Source organism: Streptomyces sp. NPDC031132 (assembly GCF_055570595.1).
On sequence record NZ_JBVIGX010000009.1, the window covers coordinates 262,029 to 283,671 of the forward strand.

The 21,643-nt window shown below is 73.0% G+C and carries 18 protein-coding genes and 1 tRNA gene; 9 read left to right on the forward strand and 10 right to left on the reverse strand.

From position 1 onward, the window contains the following. Window position 1 precedes the first annotated feature (1 nt). The 6 genes from ACZ49B_RS16805 to ACZ49B_RS16830 all read right to left on the reverse strand — a co-directional run bounded on the left by ACZ49B_RS16805 (window position 2) and on the right by ACZ49B_RS16830 (window position 8,293). Window positions 2-1,330, reverse strand: a complete 1,329-nt coding sequence (locus ACZ49B_RS16805) for a SidA/IucD/PvdA family monooxygenase (RefSeq protein WP_468306072.1) — start codon at window positions 1,328-1,330, stop codon at window positions 2-4. Further along, entirely contained in the window at window positions 1,327-2,739 is a 1,413-nt protein-coding gene (locus tag ACZ49B_RS16810; RefSeq protein ID WP_468306075.1) for a diaminobutyrate--2-oxoglutarate transaminase family protein, read from the reverse strand. Before ACZ49B_RS16810 ends, ACZ49B_RS16805 begins: the two co-directional genes overlap by 4 nt. A 22-nt stretch (window positions 2,740-2,761) precedes the next feature. Continuing rightward, window positions 2,762-4,096 carry a lysine N(6)-hydroxylase/L-ornithine N(5)-oxygenase family protein gene (locus ACZ49B_RS16815; protein ID WP_468306078.1) on the reverse strand — a complete coding sequence of 445 codons (1,335 nt, stop codon included), beginning with the start codon at window positions 4,094-4,096 and terminating at the stop codon, window positions 2,762-2,764. Then, window positions 4,093-5,613: an ABC transporter substrate-binding protein gene (locus tag ACZ49B_RS16820; RefSeq protein WP_468306081.1), complete on the reverse strand. Its 1,521-nt coding sequence runs from the start codon at window positions 5,611-5,613 to the stop codon at window positions 4,093-4,095. The genes ACZ49B_RS16815 and ACZ49B_RS16820 overlap by 4 nt, the downstream gene beginning before the upstream one ends. Window positions 5,614-5,744: 131 nt before the next feature. Beyond that, window positions 5,745-7,022, reverse strand: coding sequence for an ATP-grasp domain-containing protein (locus ACZ49B_RS16825; RefSeq protein ID WP_468306083.1), 1,278 nt, complete (start codon window positions 7,020-7,022; stop codon window positions 5,745-5,747). Continuing rightward, window positions 7,019-8,293 carry an ATP-grasp domain-containing protein gene (locus ACZ49B_RS16830; protein WP_468306085.1) on the reverse strand — a complete coding sequence of 425 codons (1,275 nt, stop codon included), beginning with the start codon at window positions 8,291-8,293 and terminating at the stop codon, window positions 7,019-7,021. Before ACZ49B_RS16830 ends, ACZ49B_RS16825 begins: the two co-directional genes overlap by 4 nt. A gap of 247 nt (window positions 8,294-8,540) precedes the next feature. On the opposite strand from ACZ49B_RS16830, the gene ACZ49B_RS16835 reads away from it, so the two are divergent. The 9 genes from ACZ49B_RS16835 to ACZ49B_RS16875 all read left to right on the forward strand — a co-directional run bounded on the left by ACZ49B_RS16835 (window position 8,541) and on the right by ACZ49B_RS16875 (window position 15,858). Continuing rightward, complete coding sequence (locus ACZ49B_RS16835; RefSeq protein WP_468306088.1) at window positions 8,541-9,788, forward strand: MDR family MFS transporter; 1,248 nt, start codon at window positions 8,541-8,543, stop codon at window positions 9,786-9,788. Window positions 9,789-9,851: 63 nt separating this feature from the next. Continuing rightward, a complete protein-coding gene (locus ACZ49B_RS16840) occupies window positions 9,852-10,469 on the forward strand; it encodes a DinB family protein (protein ID WP_468306090.1) in 618 nt (205 codons plus the stop codon). Window positions 10,470-10,516: 47 nt separating this feature from the next. Beyond that, the gene (locus tag ACZ49B_RS16845) at window positions 10,517-11,293 is read left to right on the forward strand and encodes a 2OG-Fe dioxygenase family protein (protein ID WP_468306093.1); all 777 of its coding nucleotides are present in this window, start codon (window positions 10,517-10,519) and stop codon (window positions 11,291-11,293) included. Next, on the forward strand, window positions 11,293-11,790 hold the full coding sequence (locus ACZ49B_RS16850) for a GNAT family N-acetyltransferase (RefSeq protein WP_468306095.1): 498 nt from the start codon (window positions 11,293-11,295) through the stop codon (window positions 11,788-11,790). Before ACZ49B_RS16845 ends, ACZ49B_RS16850 begins: the two co-directional genes overlap by 1 nt. Beyond that, the gene (locus tag ACZ49B_RS16855; RefSeq protein WP_468306098.1) at window positions 11,778-12,704 is read left to right on the forward strand and encodes an AzlC family ABC transporter permease; all 927 of its coding nucleotides are present in this window, start codon (window positions 11,778-11,780) and stop codon (window positions 12,702-12,704) included. The genes ACZ49B_RS16850 and ACZ49B_RS16855 overlap by 13 nt, the downstream gene beginning before the upstream one ends. After that, a complete protein-coding gene (locus tag ACZ49B_RS16860) occupies window positions 12,701-13,027 on the forward strand; it encodes an AzlD domain-containing protein (protein WP_266627917.1) in 327 nt (108 codons plus the stop codon). Before ACZ49B_RS16855 ends, ACZ49B_RS16860 begins: the two co-directional genes overlap by 4 nt. A gap of 119 nt (window positions 13,028-13,146) precedes the next feature. Continuing rightward, window positions 13,147-13,220, forward strand: a tRNA-Met gene (locus tag ACZ49B_RS16865). Window positions 13,221-13,395: 175 nt separating this feature from the next. Continuing rightward, window positions 13,396-14,556, forward strand: coding sequence for a PP2C family protein-serine/threonine phosphatase (locus tag ACZ49B_RS16870; RefSeq protein WP_468306172.1), 1,161 nt, complete (start codon window positions 13,396-13,398; stop codon window positions 14,554-14,556). Window positions 14,557-14,850: 294 nt separating this feature from the next. Further along, window positions 14,851-15,858 (forward strand): M23 family metallopeptidase, encoded by a 1,008-nt coding sequence (locus tag ACZ49B_RS16875; RefSeq protein WP_468306101.1) that lies wholly within the window; start codon window positions 14,851-14,853, stop codon window positions 15,856-15,858. Here ACZ49B_RS16875 and ACZ49B_RS16880 read toward each other — a convergent pair. From ACZ49B_RS16880 to ACZ49B_RS16895, 4 genes are all read right to left on the reverse strand, one after another. Further along, window positions 15,767-17,077, reverse strand: a complete 1,311-nt coding sequence (locus ACZ49B_RS16880) for a PrsW family intramembrane metalloprotease (protein WP_468306103.1) — start codon at window positions 17,075-17,077, stop codon at window positions 15,767-15,769. The two genes, ACZ49B_RS16875 and ACZ49B_RS16880, sit on opposite strands and share 92 nt — an antisense overlap. Before the next feature lie 51 nt (window positions 17,078-17,128). Continuing rightward, on the reverse strand, window positions 17,129-17,890 hold the full coding sequence (gene trmB, locus ACZ49B_RS16885; protein ID WP_468306175.1) for a tRNA (guanosine(46)-N7)-methyltransferase TrmB: 762 nt from the start codon (window positions 17,888-17,890) through the stop codon (window positions 17,129-17,131). Window positions 17,891-18,055: 165 nt separating this feature from the next. Further along, window positions 18,056-19,276, reverse strand: coding sequence for an L-2-hydroxyglutarate oxidase (gene lhgO, locus ACZ49B_RS16890; protein ID WP_468306106.1), 1,221 nt, complete (start codon window positions 19,274-19,276; stop codon window positions 18,056-18,058). Window positions 19,277-19,471: 195 nt separating this feature from the next. Then, window positions 19,472-21,130 (reverse strand): sporulation protein, encoded by a 1,659-nt coding sequence (locus ACZ49B_RS16895; protein WP_468306109.1) that lies wholly within the window; start codon window positions 21,128-21,130, stop codon window positions 19,472-19,474. Window positions 21,131-21,643: the final 513 nt, after the last annotated feature.

Consider the following 21,643-nt stretch of genomic DNA (forward strand, 5'->3'; position numbering starts at 1 on the left):
ATCAGGCGGCGACGGGCTGGCGCAGGCGGGCGCGCAGGTCGCGGTGGATGGTGTCGGCCTTGGCGGCCATCTGGCTGAAGGAGGTGGCGCTGCCGATGCCGTGCCGCCACTCGGTGAGCCCGTCGAGGTAGATCCCGACCTCGCAGTCGTCCGTGGTCAGGGCGCGGTAGGCGCGGGTGACCTCGGGCCGGCCCTGCGCGTCGAGGCGCAGGTGGGGGACGAACGCGGCGAGCTGGCGGGGCAGGGCGGCCTCGCGGTAGCCGGTGCAGACGATCACCGCGTCGGCCTCGATCAGGCCGCTCTCGCCGGTGAACACCTCCGCGGTGCGCAGCAGCACCCGCCCGTCCGGGGCTTCGTCGACGGCGGTGACCTCGGTGCGCTTGTGCATGTGCAGGCGCTGGCGGCCGGTGAACCGGTCCTGGTAGACCGCCTGGTAGAGGGCGGTGGACACGTCGGGGTCCACGGCCGCGTAGTTGGTGGCCCGGGCCTGGTCCAGGGCGCGTTCGCGCTGCTCCCCTTCGAGCCCGTAGAAGTAGTCGGTCTCGTCGGGGAAGTACACCTCGTTGCTGAAGTGGCCGAGCTCGTACATCCGGAAGCCCGCGTGGCGGACCACCGAGTGGATGTCGGCGTCCGGGTGCTGCGCGGCCAGGTGCAGGACGATCTCGCCCGCGGTCTGTCCGGCCCCGATGACGGCGATGCTGCGCAGCGGCCGGTCGCCGAGGGCGGCCAGGGCCGGCAGCAGCTTCGAGGCGTGGAAGACCCGCTCGCCCAGGTGGGGCCGGAACAGCTCGGGTACGTACGCCTCGTGGCCGGTGGCCAGCGCGATGTTGCGGCCCTCCACCGTGTGCAGGGAGCCGTCGCGGGTGTCACGGGACAGCACGCGGGCGGTGCGGACGCGGCCGTCGGCGCCGGTGACGGGCTCGACGCTCAGCACCTCGCGGTGGTAGTCGACGGCGCCGCGGACCTGGCCGGCGGCCCACTGCACGTAGTGCGACCACTCCAGGCGGCTGACGTAGCCGCCCATCAGCGTGAACGGGTAGAAGCGGCTGCTCTGCTGGAGGTAGTGGGGGAAGGTGAAGCGGGAGCGGGCGTCACGCGGGGTGGCGAAGTCGCGCAGGAAGTGGTGCTGGATGTCGGTGCCGGGCAGTACCAGGTTGGGCTGCCACGCGGAGTCGGCGGCCTTCTCCAGGTAGCGCGCGGCCAGTGGGGCGGCGCCGGTGGCCGCGCCGGTGGCGTCGTCGTGGTCCTCGACGGCGGCGGCGAGGGCGATCCCGGAGGGGCCGAAGCCCGCGACCACCAGGTCCTGGACGGAGGTGTCGTGCGTCGTCATCGGGCACCGCCCGTCGGCAGGCCGAGCGCGGCCAGTGCGGCGGTCAGGGACTCGCGGATGATCCGGCCGGCCTGGTCGATCTCCCGGGCCGAGCAGTTCAGCGGCGGCAGCATGCGCACGACGCAGTCGTCGCGGCCGCCGAGCTCGATGATCAGGCCGCGGCTGACCGCCTCCCACTGGACGCGCTTGGCCAGCCGGTCGGCGGGCAGCCCGGTCTGCGGGTCGGTCAGCTCGACGCCGGTCATCAGGCCGAGGCCGCGTACGTCGGCCACGTACGGGGTGAGCTCGCGCAGTCCCTGGAGGTGGACCATCAGCTGGTCGGCGCGGGCCCGGACGTTCTCCAGGACGCGCTCGCGCTTGACGACCTTCATGGTGGCGACACCGGCGGCGAACGCGGGCTGGTTGCCGCGGAAGGTGCCGGAGTGGGCGCCGGGCCTCCAGACGTCCAGCTTCTCGTCGTAGAGGATCACGGAGGCCGGCAGGCCCATGCCGGACAGGGCCTTGGAGGCGCACACGACATCGGGCTCGATGCCGTACTGCTCGAAGGCGAACCAGGTGCCGGTACGGCCGCAGCCGCTCTGCACCTCGTCGACGATGAGCGGGATCCCCAGGCGCCGGGTGACCTCGCGGATCCGCTGGACGAACTCGACCTCGGCCGGGATGACGCCGCCCTCGCCCTGCACCAGCTCCATGATCACGGCGGCGGGCAGGGTGATCCCGCCGTTGACGTCGGTCAGCGCCTTCTCCAGGAACGCGGCGCAGTTGACCTGGCAGTTGTCCCGCTTGAGGCCGAGCGGGCAGTTGTGGCAGTTGGAGTACGGGAAGAAGTGCACGCCCGGCATCCGGCCGCGGACCGGCTCCTTCTGCTCGACGAGGCCGGTGACGCTCAGCGCGGCCAGGGTCGCCCCGTGGAACCCGCCCTGGAAGGTGATGATCTCCTCGCGGCCGGTGGCGGTCTTGCACAGCTTCAGGGCGGCGTCGACGGCGTTGGCGCCGGTCGGCCCGCAGAAGTGGATCCGGGTGCGCTCCCGCATCGGCTCCGGCAGCATCCCGATGGTCAGGTCCGTGAACTCGTCCTTGACCGGCGTGGGGAAGTCCAGGCCGTGCACGAACTCGTCCAGCTGGCGGTGCGCGGCGGCGAGCGGCTCGGGGTGGTTGTGGCCCAGGGACAGCACCCCGGCGCCGCTGAGGAAGTCGAGGAAGACGTTCCCGTCGAGGTCCTCGACGTAGGAGCCCTTGCCGCGGCGGATCGCCATCGGCAGTTTGCGCGGATAGGAGCGGGAGTTGGACTCCCGGCCGGCCTGGCGGTCCAGCAGCTCGGCGCTGAGCGGCCCGGGCAGCGGGCCGGTGATCACGGGGGCGCTGTAGACGCGCGGGGCCGAGACCGGGGTGTCGATCGTGGCGGTCATGGGAAACGTGGACCCTTCCGGTTCAGGCGGCGGCGAGTACGGCGCTGCGGTCGGTGGCGGCGGCGGTCAGGCGGGCGGTCAGGGCGTCGGTGAGGGTCGCGGCGCGCAGCGACAGGAGGCTGAAGGAGCCCGCGTCGCCGATGCCGTGGCTGGACTCGCACAGGCCGTTCAGGAAGAGCGGCGGCGTCCCGTCGGCGACCGGTTCGAGCGCGTAGTCGGCGGACACCTGCAGGCGCCCGTCCGGCTCGGTGGCGAACAGCTTCGCGAGCGGGGCCATCAGCGGCGGGCACAGCTCCTCGTGCGGGCCGGGGCCCATGTTGCGGAAGCCGGTGGCGAGGACCGCGAAGTCCACGGTTTCGCTGATCCGCTCGCCGGTGGTGCGCTCGACGAAGTCCAGGGCGATCCGGTCCCCGGTCTCCGGGGCCACGCCCACGGCCTCGTGGTTGCCGCGGACGAACACCTTCTGGTCTCCGTCGAGCTCCTGCTCGTAGATGGTCATGTAGAGATCGCGCAGCACGTCGCCGTCGGCGGAGGAGTAGTTCGTGCCGTGCATGTAGGCGTCGAGGGCCTTCTTGCCCTCCCGGGAGGCCCGGAAGTAGTACTCGGTGAACTCGGGGAAGTAGCCCTCCTCGCTGAACGGGCTGGTGTCCTTCAGGCGCAGCGAGTGCGAGCGCGTGTACGTGGTGACCTTGGTGCGCGGGAAGCGGCGGTGCAGGTCGAGGGCGAGCTCGACGGCGCTCTGGCTGCCGCCGATGACGGCCACCGACTCCGGGGCGCGGCCCTCGCCGGTCAGCTCCGCCAGCTTCGGCAGGTACTGGGTCAGGTGGAAGATCCGCGGGGTGCGCAGCGTGTCGTACGGGGCCGGCACGTACGGGGTGCGGCCCGGGCCCATCACCAGGGTGCGGCCCAGGTAGCGGCTGCCCGACATGGTGGTGACCTCGTAGAGGCGCTCGCCGGACTCCTCGACGATCTCGACGCGGGCGGCCCGCTGGTTGCAGTCGACCAGGTGCGAGAAGAAGCCGGCGGCCCAGCGGATGTAGCCCGCGTACTCCTTGCGGAGCGGGAACTCCGAGGGGAGGTTGAGGTGGCGCAGCAGCCGGCCCTGCTCGTGCAGGTAGTTCAGGAAGGTGTAGCGGCTGCGCGGGTTGCGCAGGGTCACCAGGTCGCGGCTGGGGTGGTTCTGGATGTCGGAGCCGTCCAGGAGCATCCCCGGCTGCCACTCGGGGCTCGGGCGGGCCTCCAGGAAGCGGGCCGTCAGGGGCGACTCGCGCTCCTCCAGGGCGATGGCAAGGGCCAGGTTCGCCGGGCCGAAGCCGATGCCGAGGATGTCGTAGACGGGAGTCGTGCTCGCACTCATCGGGTGGTCTTCCTTGCCTTGACAGTGGTGAGGGTGGGGTTTCCGTCGAAGTCGATGCGCAGGCCGGTGATCCGGCCGGCGGCGTGGACCCGCTGGTCGGTCCGGTACCAGAGCGGGATCAGCGCCAGGTCCGCCATCGCGGTACGGTCCGCGCGGCGCCAGGCGTCGGCGCGCTCGGCCGGATCGGTCGACGCCCGGGCGCGCGCCACGAGGGCGTCGAACTCCGGGTTCACGTAGCGGCCTTCGTTGTCGCCGTGGGCCGTGCCCTCGGCGTCGGGCGCCGTGCACGAGGAGTGCAGCAGCGGGAAGAGCATGTTGTCGGGGGTCGGGTAGTCGCAGGCCCAGCCGGCCCGGCAGAACCCGGTCGCCGCGATCGACGTGCGGTGGTCGACCAGCCCGCGGGCGTCGGTGCGCAGCAGCTCGACCCGCCAGCCCAGGACGTCCTCCAGGCCGTGGGCCAGCGCCTTGACCCAGTCGTCGTGGCCGGCGCCGGTGTTGTACGCGAACTCGACGCGGCTGCCGGGCCCCAGGCCCGCGCGCAGGGCCGCCGCACGGGCCCGCTCCGGGTCGTACGCCGACCAGCTGCCTTCAGGGTCGGCGGACAGCTCGGCGAGCGGGGTGTGGGCCTTGCCGAACCAGGGGGACAGCAGGGAGTGGGCCGCGCTGCGCCGCCCCTGGAAGTACGTGTCGATCAGCCCCTGCCGGTCGATGGCCGCCGACAGGGCCCGGCGGGCGTCCAGCGAGTCCATCGGCGCCTGGTGGCAGAACGGGATCAGGTAGAAGAGGCCGGCGCCCTCCTGCTCGAGGAAGCCGTCCAGGGCGGCCGCCTCGGCGGTGCGCGCCGGGGGGATCCGGGCGTAGTCGTAGTCGCCGGTCAGGAAGCGCTCGTACTCGTCGTCCAGACCGGTCACCGCGTCGAGGATGTCGATGTGCACCTCGCGCACCTCGGGCGCGGGCCCCGCCCACAGGTCGTTGCGCTCCAGCCGGATCGCCGCCCCGTGCTCCCAGGGGCCGGCCATCTTGAACGGGCCGTTGCCGACCGGGAGGTCGTTGTACGCCGGGTTCAGGGCCGGTCCGGCGCACTCCGGGACCGGGCTGAAGATCGGCTGGAGGGTCTTCAGGTCGAACTGCACGTCGGGCTCGGACAGCTCGACCACCAGCGTGGTGTCGTCGACCGCGGTGAAGGAGCGCACGCCCGCCAGGTGGTACGCGGTCTCCGTGTTGGCCTCGGGGTCCAGCGCCCGCGCCCAGCCGCGCACGAAGCTGTGCGCGGTGACCGGCTCGCCGTTGCTGAACACCGTGCCGGCGTGCAGGGTGAAGGTCCAGGTCGTGGCGGTCGGGTCGCTCTCCCAGGACCGGGCGGTGGCCGGGATCAGGACCCCGTCCTCGTCGAGGGCGAGGAGCCCGGTGAACAGGGCCTTGCAGACGAGGATGCCCTCCCCTTCCTGGGCCTTGTAGGGGTCGATGGCGGTGGGCTCCGTGATTCCCATCCGGAACACGGGGTCGTTGGCGTGCACGTGGGGCTCTTTCCGCGGTCGGTGGAGTGGGGAGTGAAGGACGCCGGGCGATGTTTCACGTGAAACAGCGCTCTGGACAGGGCCGTTGGGCGATGTTTCACGTGAAACATCGCGCCGGGGGGCGCAGCGGGTCAGGCCGGCACGACGATCACGTCGAGCCGCTCGTCGAGGTCGGCGGCGATCCGCTCCACCCGGTCGATGTCCGCGGGACTCCGGTAGGGAGCGGCCACCGCGAGCGAGCCGGCGATCTCGTACCAGCCCTCGGGGGCGCGCCGCAGCCGGTCGCCCGGCTTCGAGGCGGGGATGTACGAGCGGAAGTACGGGGAGTGCGTCGCGTCGCCGGGGTTGTTGCGGACGAGGGTCCCGGTCCGGTACGCGAACTTGATGCAGGTGGCGGCGCGGGGGGCCGCGGCCCGGAGCACCTCGCCGTCCAAGAGCGCGGCGAGCGCGTCCGCGTCCTCCCCGGCGAGCACGGCCTTGGCGTAGAGGCGGACCGCGTCGATGCCGTGGACCTCGCGCAGGTTGCGGTAGTTCTGGCCGCCGCTCATCCGGGTGGCGAACTCCACGACCCGGTAGCGGCCCTCGGAGTCCTGCCGGAACTCGGCGTTGAACAGGCAGTGGCGTACGCCCAGGCCCGCCGCGATGCCCTCGGCGACCGCGACCAGCTCCGGCTCCTCCTCCGGGGTGCGGAACGGGAGGGTGTAGAAGTCCTCCTCGAAGTACGGGCCCGGCATCTGCATCTTGTTGGTGACGCCCACCAGGTGGAACGTCCCGTCCAGGACCACCCCGTCGAGGGTGACCTCCTTGCCCGGGAGGAACTCCTCCAGCAGCGCGATCTCGGGGCCGTCGCTGGGGAAGTAGCCGCCCCACTCCTCGGCGAGACGGGCCACGTCCGTCAGCGCCCGCTCCAGCTCGGCGCGGTCGCGGACCAGGCTGACACCGATGCTCGCGGCCAGTGCGCTCGGCTTGACGATGAACGGGTACGTGAAGGCCTCCGCGGCGGCGAGACCCGCCTCGACGCTGTCGACGCCGGCGAACTGCGGGCCCGGCAGCCCGTGCCGCTCCAGGAAGGACCGCTGGAGCTGCTTGTCGCGGGAGATCAGGTCGGCCTCGGGGCGCGGCCAGGCGTGCCCGAGCAGCTGGTTGACCTTGGAGGTGACGGCGATGTCGCTGTCGTAGAAGGTGATCGCCGAGGCGATGCCGAGCCGGCGGGCGGCGGCGGCGCAGAACTCGGCAAGCTCCGTGCCCTCCAGCTCCTCCGGGACCGGCACGACGTTCGCGAACCGGCCGTCGTCCGCGGCCTGCGCGACCCGGGTCGCCAGGTGGATCTCCAGACCCATCCGCTCCAGGGTCTCGATGTGCTCGCGGTGCCACGCGTACGTGTTCCGCATGATCAGCAGGATCTTCATGACGCGGTCTTTCCGTTGGAGGCGTGCGGGGTGGGGGTGGTGACGACGGTGACCTTCTCGGTGAGCCGCTCGGCGGTGGCGACGGCGGCCTCGGTGTCCGCCCCGGTGACGAGCACCTGGCCGACCCGGTCCCAGTTGCCGCGCAGCTCCCCGACGGTGTCGCCGGGCCGCACGCCGGTCTCCACGTCGATGACGTCGGGCAGGGCCCTGGCCTCGTCCGCGCCCTGGATCTCCACGACCGTGCCCGGCTCGGCGGACAGGAAGCGGGTGGCCGCCGCGTGGCGGGGGACGGGGCGCTGGGTGAGCGCCGGGATCAGCCCGAACTGCCAGGCCACGATCCACTCTTCGAGGTCGATGCCGTAGGCGGAGTTCAGCAGGTCGAAGATCCGGTCGCCGCCCATGCGGTTGTGGCTCTCGATGATCTGCGGGCCCGCCGGGGACAGCCGCAGCTCGGTGTGGGCGGCTCCGTCGGTGAGGCCCATCGCGTCCAGGAAGCGGGCGACGGCCTCCTCGATGCGCCGCTCGTCCGCCGGGTCGAGGCGGGCCGGCAGGGCGTGCCCGAGCTCGATGAACCCGCCGCCGGTGAGCTTCTCGGTCACCGCGAGGACGATGTGGCGCCCGGCGAACGAGAAGCTCTCGACGCTGTATTCGGGTCCGGGGATGTACTGCTCAGCGATGAAGCGGCCGATGGTGAAGAACGAACCCCACTGCAGGTCGGTGCGGGCCCGCAGGGCCTCCACCCCGGCCCAGGCCTCGGCGGCCTGCTCCGGCCCGTCGATCCGTACGACGCCCAGGCTGGCGGTGGCGTCGACGGGCTTGAGCACGAACGGGTAGCCGTGCTCGGCGCCGAAGGCGGTCAGCGCCCCGGCCCCGTCGACCTCGGCGGCGGCCACCGACAGGGCCCGCACCTCGGGGGAGGGGGACGCGGCCAGGTGGCGGCGCATCGCGTGCTTGTCGCGCAGCAGTTCGGCGACCTCCTCGGAGGTGTTGCCGAGCCCCAGGTGGTCGCTGATCCGGCCGGCCGGGACCAGGCCCGGCTCGGTGATCGAGGCGACCCGGGTGAAGCCGTACGCCTGCTGCGCGGCCTCGACCAGCGGACGGGTGACGTCCCAGTCGGTGTAGTCCGCGATGAGGACGGCCTCGGCGAGCGCGGCGGCCTCGGGCACGAACTGGTCCTTGTGCTGGATCAGCACGAAGCGGATTCCGAGAGCCGCCGCCTTGCGCAGCGTCTGTATCCGTCCGCCGACGACGAGAAGCTTGTGTTCGGTCATGGCCAGAACTCTGCAGCAGAATTCCGGGCCGGGAAATGGATTCCGGCTGGCACAAGCATGCCCGGCACGAATGACGCAGGGGGCGGACCGGCGGCGATCTTGGAACGGGCGTTTCCGGGCGCCCGGGCAAGAAAGTGCCAGCCTCTTTTGTGCCAGCACTCAGCCCTGGGCAGGGCCTTGACCGGCGGGTTTCATGGTGGACGCCACCTCATCCGTGATGCGCCCCCCGATCGAGAAGGAGCCCCCCATGGCCGGCGAGGACCCCTTGCGCCGACGATTGCAAGACCTGCCCAGAAGCGCCTGGGTGATCTTCTCCGGAATGTTCCTCATCAAATTCGGCAATTTCCTGAACGTATTCCTGGTGCTGTTCCTGGTCGCCCAGGGATTCTCCGCATTCCAGGCCGGCGTGGCCCTCGGCGTGGTCGGGGTCGGCGCCTTCATCGGAAACGCCGTGGGCGGCACGGTCGCCGACCGCTTCGGCCGGCGCACCGCCATCGCGGTGTCGATGTTCGGCAGCAGCGCCGCCACCGCCCTCGTCCCGCTGGCCGACGGGCTGTTCGCGACCACCGCGCTGGTCGGGCTCGTCGGCGTCTTCGCCCAGCTGTACCGGCCCGCGGCCGGCGCGCTGCTCGTCGACGTGGTCCCGGAGAAGCAGCGGGTGACGGCCTTCGCCGTACTGCGGCTCGCCATCAACGTGGGCATGGCGGTCGGCCCGCTCGTCGGCGGCCTGCTCAGCGGGGCCTCGTACACGTACGTCTTCCTCGGCGACGCGCTGTTCTCCTGCGCGTTCGGCGTGCTCGCGCTGTGCACGCTGCCCGGCGGGCGCCCGCCCGTGGAAGTACCCGCCCCGCAGAGCGCGGGCCGGGGCAAGGGGGGCTACCGCGAGGTGCTCTCCGACCGCCCCTACCTGCTTTTCCTCGGCTCGATGGTCGCCGCGACCTTCGTGTACGGGCAGTCCACCGCGACCCTCCCGCTGCACGTCACCGACGCCGGCTTCGACAACAAGGTGTACGGCCTGCTGCTCGGCCTCAACGCCCTGCTCTGCGTGGTCATCGAACTCCCGCTCACCCAGCACACCGAGCGCCGCAACCCGCGCCGCGTGATCGCCGCAGGGCTCGCCCTGCTGGGCATCGGCATGGCCCTCACGGGCACGATGCACGCCGTCTGGCTGCTCGCGCTGACGGTGGTGGTCTGGACGGTCGCCGAGACGGTCTACACGCCGATCGCCAACGCCTACCCCGCCGAGTTCTCACCGGCCCACCTGCGCGGCCGCTACCAGGGGGCGGAAGGCATCGCCCACACCCTCGGCGGCGCCCTCGGACCGGCCGTCGGCGGCCTCCTCTACAGCATCTCGCCGCCGCTCCACTGGACGGCCTGCGCGGCCGTGGCCGCCCTCGGCGCCCTCCTGGTCCTCGGCGCCAACCCCGGCAACCGCAGGGAGGTGACCGGCGCGGACGACACCGAGAAGACATCCGAACCGGCCCACGCGGCCTGACCCCTTCCAGCGCCGGATCCGCAGTCCCCGTACCGGCCCAGCCCACCCGAAAGGCACATCGGCATGACCATCAGCACCACCCCCTCCACCACCGACGTCCACCGCATCGACATCCCCTCCGCCACCGAGGACCCCTCCGCCTACGTCACCGCGCTCCTCGACGTGGCCGGCGACCGCGACGCGTTCGACGTGCTCGCCAAGACCCCCGTCTGGGCCGCGCAGCTCTTCGCCGACCTGCCGACCGACCTCGCCGAGACCGTCCCCGAGCCGGGCGAGTGGCCCGCAGCCTTCATCGTCGGCCACCTCTTCGACGTCGACATCGTCTACGGCTTCCGCTGGCGCCTCGTGGCCACCGAGGACAACCCCGTCTACCCCGGCTACGACGAGCAGCTGTGGGCCCCGCTGCCCCGGCTCCCGTTCCGCCAGATGCTCGACGCCTGGACCGGCCTGCGCGCCTCCAACGTCGCCCTCCTCGCCGCCCTCACGCCCGAGGAATGGCAGCGCACCGGCCGCCACGGCGAGCAGGGCGGCGAAACGATGGAAGTCATGATCCGGAAGGTCATCGGCCACGACATCGCCCACGTCAACCAGATCTACCGGGCCATCCGCCTCGTCCGCCAGGCCGCCGGCCTCGACGTCGCCGAGCTCGACGCCACGTACGAATCCCTGGGGCTGCGCTGAGCCTGCCCGCCCGCCGCATCCCGCCCCTCCGGAGAGAGAACACCGCCGTGACCACCGTTGTTCAGACGTCCGCCCCCGACACCATCACCTCCGTCGGCCCCGACCTCCGCGACACCCTGCGCGAGCAGCGCTACGCCCTCGTGTCGGCCGCCGACCTGACGCTGTCACCCGAGCTCGCCGCCGCCTTCGACGACCTCCAGGCCTCCTGGGGCCGGCTCACCCCCGACACCCACTTCGGCGGCGGCGACCGCGCCGTCCGCACCCGCCGCTACAGCGACTTCACCTACGTGCCCGCCACCGGCGAGCTCGCGCCGCTCGATCACGTCGCGTACTTCCAGAGCGAGGCCATGAACGCCTTCGTGGGCGGCGTCGAGCGCCACTTCGGCGACGTCGAGGAGGCCACCTACCGCAACCCGCTCTTCCAGGCCCTGGTCCGCTACGACTTCGACAACCTGCCGATCGAGGACGAGTACCGCGAGCGCGCCTGGGTCTGCCAGATCCACCAGATCCGCATCGAGATCAACCCCGGCCAGTACAACGAGCTCGTTCCGGAGGGCATCCACTCGGACGGCTACCCGTGGGCCGGCCTGCACCTCATCTCCCGCGTCGACGTCGAAGGCGGCCACAGCACCGTCTTCACCTGGGACGAGGAGCCGCTCGCCAAGGGCACCTTCCTCACCCCGCTCGACTCGCTGATCTTCGAGGACCGCGCGATGAAGCACCACGTCACCGGCCTCGGCGCGGCCGAGGACAAGGGCGGCCACCGCGACGTCCTCGCCATCTCCTTCTCCCTGCCCGGCTCTCCGTACGAGACGCTGGTCTGATGAGCGCCGCAGCTCTGGCGCTCGAGGAGCCGCACGTACTGGTCGGGCCGTACGAGCCCCCGGCGCCCGTCGCCGCTCCCGCGGGGTCCGAGGCCATGAAGGGGGCCGACGTTCCGCAGGTGATCGAGCTGCTGCGGGCCGCGCCGCAGGCCGCGTACTGCGAATGGGAGGACGAGGGGCTGTTGTCCGGGCACCTCGCCCACTCCTCCGACCTGTGCCGGGTGATCCGCACCCCCTCGGGCCGGGTCGTCGCGGCGCTGCTCGCCGGCTCGTTCGGCGTACGGGGGAGCATCAGCCACGCGGTGGTCGACCCCGGCCACCGCAGGCTGGGGCTGGCCCGCGTGATGGCGGTCGACACGCTGGCGGCCTTCCGGCGCCGCGGGGTCAACCGGATCTTCCTCGCCGTCCTCGACGGGAACGAGGCCGCGACCGCCCTCTGGACGGGCGTGGGCTTCCGCCCGGCCCTGGGAGAGAGGACCTTCGAGTGCGATCTGTAGCGCCCGACGCCCCGGCCCCGGCGCACCACGCCGCGGCCGGGGCCCCCGGGGCGGGGGCCGCCCGACCGGCCGCCCCCGCCCCGGCCGGCCCGGTCCCGGCCACCCGGCCGGCCCGCGCCGCCTGGGCTGCGGGCTTCGGGCAGGCCGTCCCCGTGATGCTCGGCTACGTGCCGGTGGCCTTCGCGTTCGGCGTGCTGGGCCACACCGCCGGGCTGCCGTGGTGGGCGATGGTCGCCATGTCGGCCTTCGTGTACGGCGGTTCCTCCCAGTTCGCGGCCCTCCAGCTGCTGGCCGTCGGCGCCGCCCCGTACGCCATCGTCCTGACCACCTTCGTCGTCAACCTGCGCCATCTGCTGCTGTCCGCCGCGATCGCCCCCCGGCTCGCCGGATGGCGGCGCCGCGAGCAGGCACTCTTCGCGTACGAGCTCACCGACGAGGCCTTCGCGGTGCACTCCGCCCAGTACGCGGAACGCGCGCAGCGCCCGAAGGCCGAGGTCTTCACGTTCAACACCGCCGTGCACGCCTCCTGGGTGGCGGGCACGCTCGCGGGCGTGCTGGCCGGGGACCTGGTCACCGACGTCGAGGCGCTGGGCCTCGACTACGCCCTGCCCGCCATGTTCATGGCCCTGCTGGCCGCCGGGATCGTCGCCGACCGGCGCGGGCTCGCCGTCGCCGTCGTCGCGGGCGGCGGGGCGGTGGGCCTGACCCTGCTCGGCCTGCAGTACTGGGCCGTCCTGGTGGCGGCGGCCGTCGCGGCCACCTTCGGCCTGGCCGTCGCACCCCGCGAGGGACACGGAGAGGCCGCGGACGACGACACGGACGACCGCGGCGCCCAAGACCGCGGCACCCAAGACCGCGGCACCCAAGACCACGGCGCACAGGACCACAGCACGGAAGGAGTGCCGGGCCGATGAGCGACCTCACGCTCGCCCTGACCATCGCCGGCATGGCGGCCGTCACCTTCGGCCCCCGCCTGGTGCCGACCCTCTTCCTCGCGGCGGCCGCCCTGCCCCGGCCCGTCGTGGTCTGGCTGCGGCAGGTGCCGCCCGCGGTGATCGCCGCCCTGCTCGCCCCGTCGCTGTTCGCCCCGGCCGGCACGCTCGACCTCGGCCCCGGCAACTACGCCCTCTGGCTGGCGGTGCCGACCCTGCTGCTCGCCTGGCGCACCCGGAACTTCTACCTGACGATCGCCTTCGGCATCGGATCCCTGGCACTGCTCCGCCTGATCACCGGCTGACAGAAGCCGTCTTCCACGTTCTGTACGGCTCTGACCTGCGGATATGTGGGCCCCGGGGGTGGCCGGGAGGCTAATTGGCGTGAGCCCTCCCCGCGATGACGTAGAGTTGTGTTTACCGACGCGGGGTGGAGCAGCTCGGTAGCTCGCTGGGCTCATAACCCAGAGGTCGCAGGTTCAAATCCTGTCCCCGCTACTCAGTACGAAGGCCCGGTTCCCCTTGGGGAGCCGGGCCTTCGTCGTGTTCCCGGCCCGCCCTCACCCGATCGGCCCGGGCCGGGTCGCCGTACGGCTCCTGCTGCGGCCAGCCTTGAGGGGCGAGGCGGCAGCGGCCCGCACCCGTATGAGGGACCGGGCAGGAGAGCAGCGTGGTGGGCCTGGGGCAGCAGGGCGGCGACGAGTACGCGGACGGTACCGGCAACGGCGTGGCGCGCAGGGTGGTCCGGGTGCTCCCGGCCGTGCTGATCGCCGTCGGGCTGGCCTTCGACGTGATGACCCCGCCCAGCTACACGGGGTCCCCCTTCTTCTCCGCGGCCCCGTTGATCGCCGCCCCGCTGTCCTCGCTCCGGGGCACGGTCCTCACCGGTGTGCTGGCCTCGCTCGCGGTGGTCCTGCTGCACATCCTCAACGGCACCACCTGGAAGGTCGAGGCGCTGACCGAGCTGGTGACCGTGGTGACCGTCTCCGCTCTCGCCGTCCTGATCAACCGGGTCGTACGGCGCAGCGGCGAGCGGCTCGCCTCGGCGCGCGGGATCGCGGAGGCCGCCCAGCGGGCCGTGCTGCCGAAGCCCGCCGAGCGCATCGCGGGCCTGCACGTCTGCGCCCGGTACGAGGCCGCGCAGGCCGACGCCTTCATCGGCGGGGACCTGTACGCCGTCCAGGACACCCCCTACGGGGTGCGCCTGGCCGTGGGAGACGTACGGGGCAAGGGGCTGGGGGCGGTCGAGGCCGTCGCGGTGGTCCTCGGGGCCTTCCGTGAGGCGGCCGAGACGGAGCCCACGCTGGAAGGACTGGCGAAGCGGCTGGAGCGGGCGCTGGCCCGGGAGGGCACCCGGCGCGACAGCCTGGACGCGGTGGAGGGGTTCACGACCTGCGTGCTCGGCGAGATCCCGGCGGGGGCCCATGTGCTGCGGCTGGTCAACCGGGGCCACCCCGAGCCGCTGCTGCTGTACGCGGACGGGCGCCTGGTGGTCCTCGCCCCGGCGGAGCCGGCGCTGCCGCTCGGCATGGGGGAGCTGGCCGAGGCGTGGCCGGACCGGGTCGAGGAGTGGGCCTTCCCGACCGGGGCCACCCTGCTGCTGTACACGGACGGGCTGACCGAGGCCCGGGACGCGGCGGGGGTCTTCTACGATCCGGCGGCCCGGCTGAACGGGCGGGTCTTCCCCGGGCCCGGCGAACTGCTCGGCGCGCTCAGCAGCGATGTGCGCCGGCACACGGGCGGCGGCGCGACGGACGACATGGCGCTCCTCGCGGTGGGCCGGCCGGAGGCGGGTCAGCCGGACCGGCGGCGTACCGTACCCGTGGTCGCGTAGTGACGGTGTGTGAGTGAAAAAGTGCGCTCCGCAAGGTTTATGACGGCTCGTCAAGATGCAGATGTGGCCGAAGAGATGTGGATCTTGGTTTATTTTTGCCCGAGTTAATCCGCTTAAGTGGCATTAGTGGTGGCCAAAGCGGCGCGGAGAGTGGCTGATTGTCGTTAACGATCAATCGCAACAGCTTGGAATCACTCCCCTCCGTCTATTACCTTTCGATAACGCAGCGCGGTCGTCCCAGCCGTCGCAAGAGGCGGCGCCGTGCGCGTGCGTGTCCATGAGGAGTGTGGCCCGGTGGCCTCCAACTCGCCTGCTCCCGAAGGCATCGAGCTCCAGGAAGCGCCCACTGCGGGCGCGTGGGGCGAATGGAACCCCACCGAGGACTCCGCCCGCCCGCCCCGAGGCAAGCACCGGGTCGTCAAGCAGCGCGGGGGACTCGCCCGCAGCTCCACCGTGCTCGGCGTCGGCGTCATCGCGGCGGTCGGCGCGAGCGGCATCGCCACCGCGCAGGACCGGCCCCAAGTCGCCATCTCCATACCCTCGTTGCCCGACTTCGGGCTGGGCGGCGGCGACGGGCGGCAGGCGGACGCCGATGGCCCCGCGGCGGGCGCCGAGGTCGCCACCAAGCCGACCGGCATCATCGCGCAGCAGGCCGCCGGGCACACCGACGCCGGCGCGACCCTGGTGGGCCGCATCCTCCAGCAGGCCGAGTCCCAGGAGAGCGCCGCCGAGGCCCAGACCCGGGCGCAGGTCGAACGCGCCGCGCAGGAGGCCGCCGCCGCGGAGGCCAAGGCCCAGCGGGAGGCCGCCCAGAAACAGGCCGAGGACGCCCGCGTGGCCGCCGAGAAGGAGGCCAAGGAGGCCGCCGAGGCCAAGGCCGAGCAGGAGCGGATCGCCAAGCTCGCCGGCAGCTACTCCCTCCCCACCTCCGCCTACACCCTCACCTCGCACTTCGGTGACGCCGGTTCCATGTGGTCGTCCGGCCACCACACCGGCCTCGACTTCGCCGCCCCGACCGGCACCCCCGCCAAGGCCGTCGCCGGCGGGAAGATCACCTCGGCCGGCTGGTCCGGGGCGTACGGCTACCGGATCGTGCTCCAGCTCGAGGACGGTACGGAGATCTGGTACTGCCACCTGTCCTCGATGTCGGTGACCTCCGGCTCGGTCGGCGCGGGCGAGACCATCGGCCGCGTCGGCGCCACCGGCAACGTCACCGGACCCCATCTCCACCTGGAAGTACACAAGGGCGGATCGGCGATGGACCCGCTGGCGTGGCTGGAGTCCAAGGGTCTGAGCGTCTAGAGGCGGGTACGAAGACCCGCTCGGCCGGTGCCGGTGCCGGTACCGGCACGGGGGCCGGCCGCGGCGGAAGGAGCTCCTCCAGGACCGCCGCCCGGGCCAGGGCGGGCCCCGCCGTGGCCTTGCGCAGCCACAGCCGGCGCAGCAACTCCCGCTCCCGGCAGGCGAAATCCGGCTCCCGCGCAGGTCCGCCCAGCCGGGCCCGGTGCCGCAGCAGGGCCAGCGCGGCCGCGTCCGCCTCGTACAGGGCGACCGCCCGGCCCGCCGCCCGGCCCCCGGTACTGCGGGCCAGTGCCCGGGCCAGCGACCGGGCCGGCATCGACACCAGGGCCGGCACCTCCGCCGGCCGCAGCCAGCCCGCGGCCGCGTACACCGCCAGCTCCCCGGCGACGGCGTACAGCCGGCGCCGCCTTATCCGCACGGCCAGCCACAGCAGCAGCCCGAACACCGGGACCATCACGGAGCCGTAGACCACGTAGAACCCGTACTCGCCGAACCGCGAGGAGCTGTTCCACAGCGCGTGCAGGCCCATCGCGGCCAGCAGCCCGAGCAGCGGCAGCCCGATCCGGCGCAGCCGGCCGGCGCCGAGCGCGGCCGCGCCGAAGCCCAGCCCGGTGAGCACCGTGAACAGCGGGTGCGCGAACGGCGAGACCACGACCCGTACGAAGAAGGTCGCGGCCGTCACCGAGTCCAGCGGGGCGGCGCCGCTCTCCAGGTCCTCACCGAAGGCGTTGCCGAGGTAGAGGACGTTCTCGGTGCAGGCGAAGCCGGTGGCGGTGAACCCGGCCACCACGAACCCGTCCGCGGGGCCGGTGAACTGGCGTCTTCGGAACACGAACACCAGCAGCAGGGCCGCGGCCTTGGCGCTCTCCTCCACCACCGGGGCGACCGCCACCGAGCCGAGCCGGTCGGCGGCGGAGGCGTCGGCCGTCGCCGCCGTTATCCACTCCGTGGCGAAGTTGTTGGCCAGTATCGCGATCAGGGCCGCGGTGCAGGCGCCCCAGCCGAAGCAGAACAGCAGCTGCGCCCACGGGCAGGGCGCGGCGCGGCCGAGCCACCGGAAGGCCGCCATGAGCAGCGGCACCGGCAGCACGGCCAGCCCGAGGCCGACGAAGAACCCCGCGGTGCCGGTCTGCTCCCGCACGAGTTCGAGGATCGCCAGCCCCGACAGCGACAGCACGGCGAGCACGCACGTACGGACACCAGGGAGCGCTCGGAACACACGATGACTCTAGCGAGCCGCTCTGACACACGGAGTGACGACGGCAGTTCTCTACTCGTTCGAGGAAACCTGGGGGCGGCGGGCGAAGAGCAGATCGTGCACGACGTGCCCCTTGTCGAGACCCTGTCCCTCGAAGCGGGTGAGCGGCCGGAAGTCGGGCCGCGGCGCGTAGCCGCCGTCCGCCTGGGTGTTCTCGAACCCCGGGTGCGCGCCGAGCACTTCGAGCATCTGCTCGGCGTACGGCTCCCAGTCGGTCGCGCAGTGCAGTACGGCGCCGGGGGCGAGGCGGGTCGCGGCCAGGTCCAGGAACTCGGGCTGGATCAGCCGCCGCTTGTGGTGGCGGGCCTTGGGCCACGGGTCCGGGAAGTACACGCGCAGCCCGGCGAGGGAGTCGGGCGGCAGCATCTCGCGGAGCAGGATGATGGCGTCGCCGTTGGCGACGCGCACGTTGGTCATCCCGCCGCGCTCGGCGAGCGCCAGCAGGTTCCCCTGGCCCGGGGTGTGCACGTCGGCGGCGAGGATCCCGGTGGTGGGGTCGGCGGCGGCCATCTGCGCGGTGGCCTCACCCATCCCGAAGCCGATCTCGAGGACGACGGGAAGCCCGTCGAACATCTTCTCGAGGTCGATGACGGAACGCCCGTCGATGTCGAGGCCCCAGACGCCCCAGAGCCGCTTCAGGGCTTCGCCCTGCCCGGTGGTCACCCGGCTGCGCCGCGGCTGGAAGCTCCGGATGCGCCGCTCGTGGTGCGAGCCGGCCGGGTCGGGGGCGGGCCCGTCGGGGAAACGGGGCTCGGTCCGCCACTTCGGGGGCACGTAGGAGTTCGCCTCCGGCGTGGCTTCCGGGGCGCTGGGCTGGGGGGTGAGGGACTCAGACACAATCCCCAGATTCTACGACCCCGCCCCCACGCGCCGCCCCCCTCGCCCGCGCCCCGGGGACGAGCCCCCAGAGCCCGGCCGCTCCCGCGCCCCGGACCGGGGTCAGGACAGCCGGAGGGTGGTCAGGGCGCGGCGGGCGATTTCGCGGCCGATCGGGAGCGAAGCCGTCGCGGCCGGCGACGGGGCGTTCAGGACGTGCACCGTCCTCGGTGCGTCCCGGATCAGGAAGTCGTCCACGAGCGTCCCGTCCCGCAGGACGGCCTGCGCCCGCACCCCGGCCCCGGCCGGGGCCAGGTCGGCGGACGAAACCCCTGGCAGGAGCCGCCGTACCGCCTCCGTGAAGGCCTGCTTCGACAGCGACCGGTGGATCTCGCCCACTCCGTACCGCCAGTGCCGCCGGGCCATCCGCCAGGATCCCGGCCAGGCCAGCTCGTCCGCGACGTCCCGCGGCCGGACCACGCCCCACCCGTACCCCTCGCGCGCCAGCGCCGGCACCGCGTTCGGCCCGACGTGGACCCCGCCGCCGATCCCCCGCGTCAGGTGCACGCCGAGGAAGGGGAACGCCGGATCGGGGACCGGGTAGACCAGCCCCCGGACCAGCGAGGGCCGCGCCAGGTCGTAGTACTCCCCACGGAACGGCACGATCCGCATCCCGGGGTCGTCCCCGGCCAGCCGCGCGATCCGGTCGCACTGCAGGCCCGCGCAGTTCACCAGGACCCGGGAGCGGACCACGAGCCCGGACGTGGTGCGCACCGCCACCCCCGACGCCCGCCGGGAGATCAGGTCCACCTCCCCGCCGTACACGATCTCCGCCCCGGAGGACTCCGCCAGCTGCTGCGCCACCTGCCCGTAGTCCACGATCCCGGTGGTGCCGACGTGGATCGCGGCCAGGCCGCGCACCTCCGGCTCGTACTCCGAGATCTGCGCCGGGCCCAGCTCGCGCACCGGGATGCCGTTCTCCCGGCCCCGCTGCACCAGCGCGTGCAGCCGCGGCAGCTCCTCCCGATCGGTGGCGACGATCAGCTTCCCGGTGACCTCGTGGGCGATCCCGTGCTCGGCGCAGAACTTCACCATCTCGGCGGCGCCGCGCACCGCGAAGCGCGCCTTGAGCGATCCAGGCCGGTAGTAGATCCCGCTGTGGATCACCCCGCTGTTGCGGCCCGTCTGGTGGCGGGCCGGGCCGGACTCCTTCTCCAGCACCACCACCCGCGTCCCCGGAGCCAGCTGCGCCAGGGCATGCGCCGTCGACAGCCCGACGATGCCACCGCCGATCACCAGCACATCGCAGTCGACCCTGCCCACGCTGCCCACGCCGCCGCCCAAGCCGCCACCTCCCACCCCTGCATACTGCACCCCGCCACTGACAACGCGTTAAGGGGGTCTCCGGCGGATCATGCCCGGCCCGGACCGCCCGGCACCGCGCCTCGCCGCGTCGCCGCCGGTCTCCGATGTCCCCGGCCACCGCCGGGAGGGGCCCCCACGGCAGTGGCCGCCCGGCCCCGGTCCGCCCGACACTCCCTACGCGGGGGCCACCAACAGCGGCCGTGCCCGCTCCCGCAGCTCCGCCACGCGCGGCTCGTCCCCGTACGGCTCGAGCCGGTGCAGCAGGTCCCGTACGTACTCCGTCGTCCGCGCCGAGGAGATCCGGCCCGCGACCTCCACCGCCCGGGTGCCGGCCGCGCACGCCGCGTCCAGGTTGCCCGACTCCAGCTCGGCGACCGCGCTCACCACCAGCCGCAGCCCGTGCGAGCGCACGTACTCCTCCGTCGGCCGCGACAGCGCCTGCTCCGTGAAGCGCCGCACCTGCCGCGGCAGTTTCAGGTCCCGGTAGCATTCCGCCGCATCCGCCGCGAAACGGTCGTACGAGTAGAAACCCAGCCACGTCGGATCCGGATCCCCCTCCCGCGCCCGCTCCAGCCAGCCCTCCGCCGCCCGCAGCGCCGCCCCGGCGGCCGCCGAATCGCCCGCCTTCGCATGCGCCCGCGCCTCGACCAGCCGGAAGAAGCTCATGGTGCGGGCGGTGGCCAGCCCCCGGTTGCGCTCCACGGCCGCCTGCGCAAGGTCCACGCCCTCGTCCGGGAAGTCCCGGTACGTGGCCTGCAGCGACATCGAGGCCAGCACGTACCCGCCCAGCGGTACGTCCGCGGCCGCGCGGGCCAGGCGCAGCGCCTGGATGTAGTAGCGCTGGGCCGCTTCCTGCTGGCCGGTGTCGAAGGCCATCCACCCGGCCAGCCGGGTCAGCTCGGCGGTCGCACCGAACAGCGCGCGGCCCACATCGTCGCTGTACGAGCCGAGCAGCAGCGGCGCCGCGTCGACGCGCAGGCACTCGGGCACCATCGACGAACGCCAGTCCCCGCCTCCGTACTTGGAGTCCCAGCGGCGTGCGTCCTCGGCCGCCTCGCGCAGCTTGGTCACATCGCTGTGGCCCACGCGCTGCGGCGCCGGGTCCGACAGCCCCACGACGGCGGCGGGCACCGGCGCGGGCGGGGCGTGCGGCGTTTCGCCCGAAGACTGCGCGGGCAGACCCGTTGACGAAGACGACGACGACATCGGCGAGGAAGAAATCGGCGAAGCCGTCGGCCCCTGCGCCGGTGCAGGGGCCGGGGCCGCGGGCGCCGTGTTCGCCACCGGCTCGCGGGACGCCACCGGCTCGCGGGACGCCACGGTCTCGCGGGACGCCACGGTCTCGCGGTGCGCGGCGGGCTCGCGCGCCACCGAACCGTCCGCCGGAGATATCAGCCAGCGCGAGGCGGGCGTCGCGTACGCGGACACGGCGAACGAGCCGGCCAGCGACTGCCAGATCCCGCCACCGCCCCGGCGCCCGGCGAGGTCGAGCCGGTACAGATCGGTGGCCGAGCGCACCGCCTCTCCCACGTCCCGTGGGAAGGCCAGGCCGACCTCGGGCGCGGGGTCCGCATCCGCCAGCCCGATCTCGTGCAGCGGCACCGGCCGCCCCAGCTTCGCGCCGATCGCGGCGGCGATCAGATGAGGGGCCGCGCCCTGCGGCACCATCCCCTTGGACACCCACCGGGCCACCGACGTCTTGTCGTAACGAAGCGTCAGGCCGCGTTGCGCGCCGAGGTCGTTGACCCGCCGGGCCAGCCCGGCGTTGCTGATGCCGGCGAGGGCGAGGACGGCGCCGAGCTTCTCGTTGGGCTCGCGGAGCTCCCTGGACATGCGCCACCCCTCGTCACACGCGGAACGCACACAACGCATACGCCGCCGGGGCATAGTTGCCCGGCATTTCGTAAACCCAGCGTAGTTCCCCGCCTCCCAAGCGTTAAGGCCTCGACTTCCGTATGGCGGGATTGTTGTCCGCCTGCACAGTCGGGCCGGGGCCCGCGCCGCGGGCGCACGCGCTCTCCCGTGCTCCGTGCGTGTGGCCGTGCGCCCGCCCGTGCGCTCTGGCCGGTCACCGGGCCCGGCGATTCGATGTGCCGTGCGTGGGTCGGCCCGCTGCGTGGATCCGGCGGGCCGGGGGATGCCGCTACCCCAATCCCCGCGGGTGGCGGAACGGTCCGGGGGGCGAATCCCGTCTCCCGGACCGCGCCCGCGCGCCGCTGCGGTCGGGCGCCCCAGCGCGTTCGACGGCACTCAGTACGGTCGAAGAATGGCCGAAACCGACCTATGGGGCGGTGGGAACGGAACGCCAAATACCGCGTGGCCGCGGCGTGTTCGTTTGCACGTGCG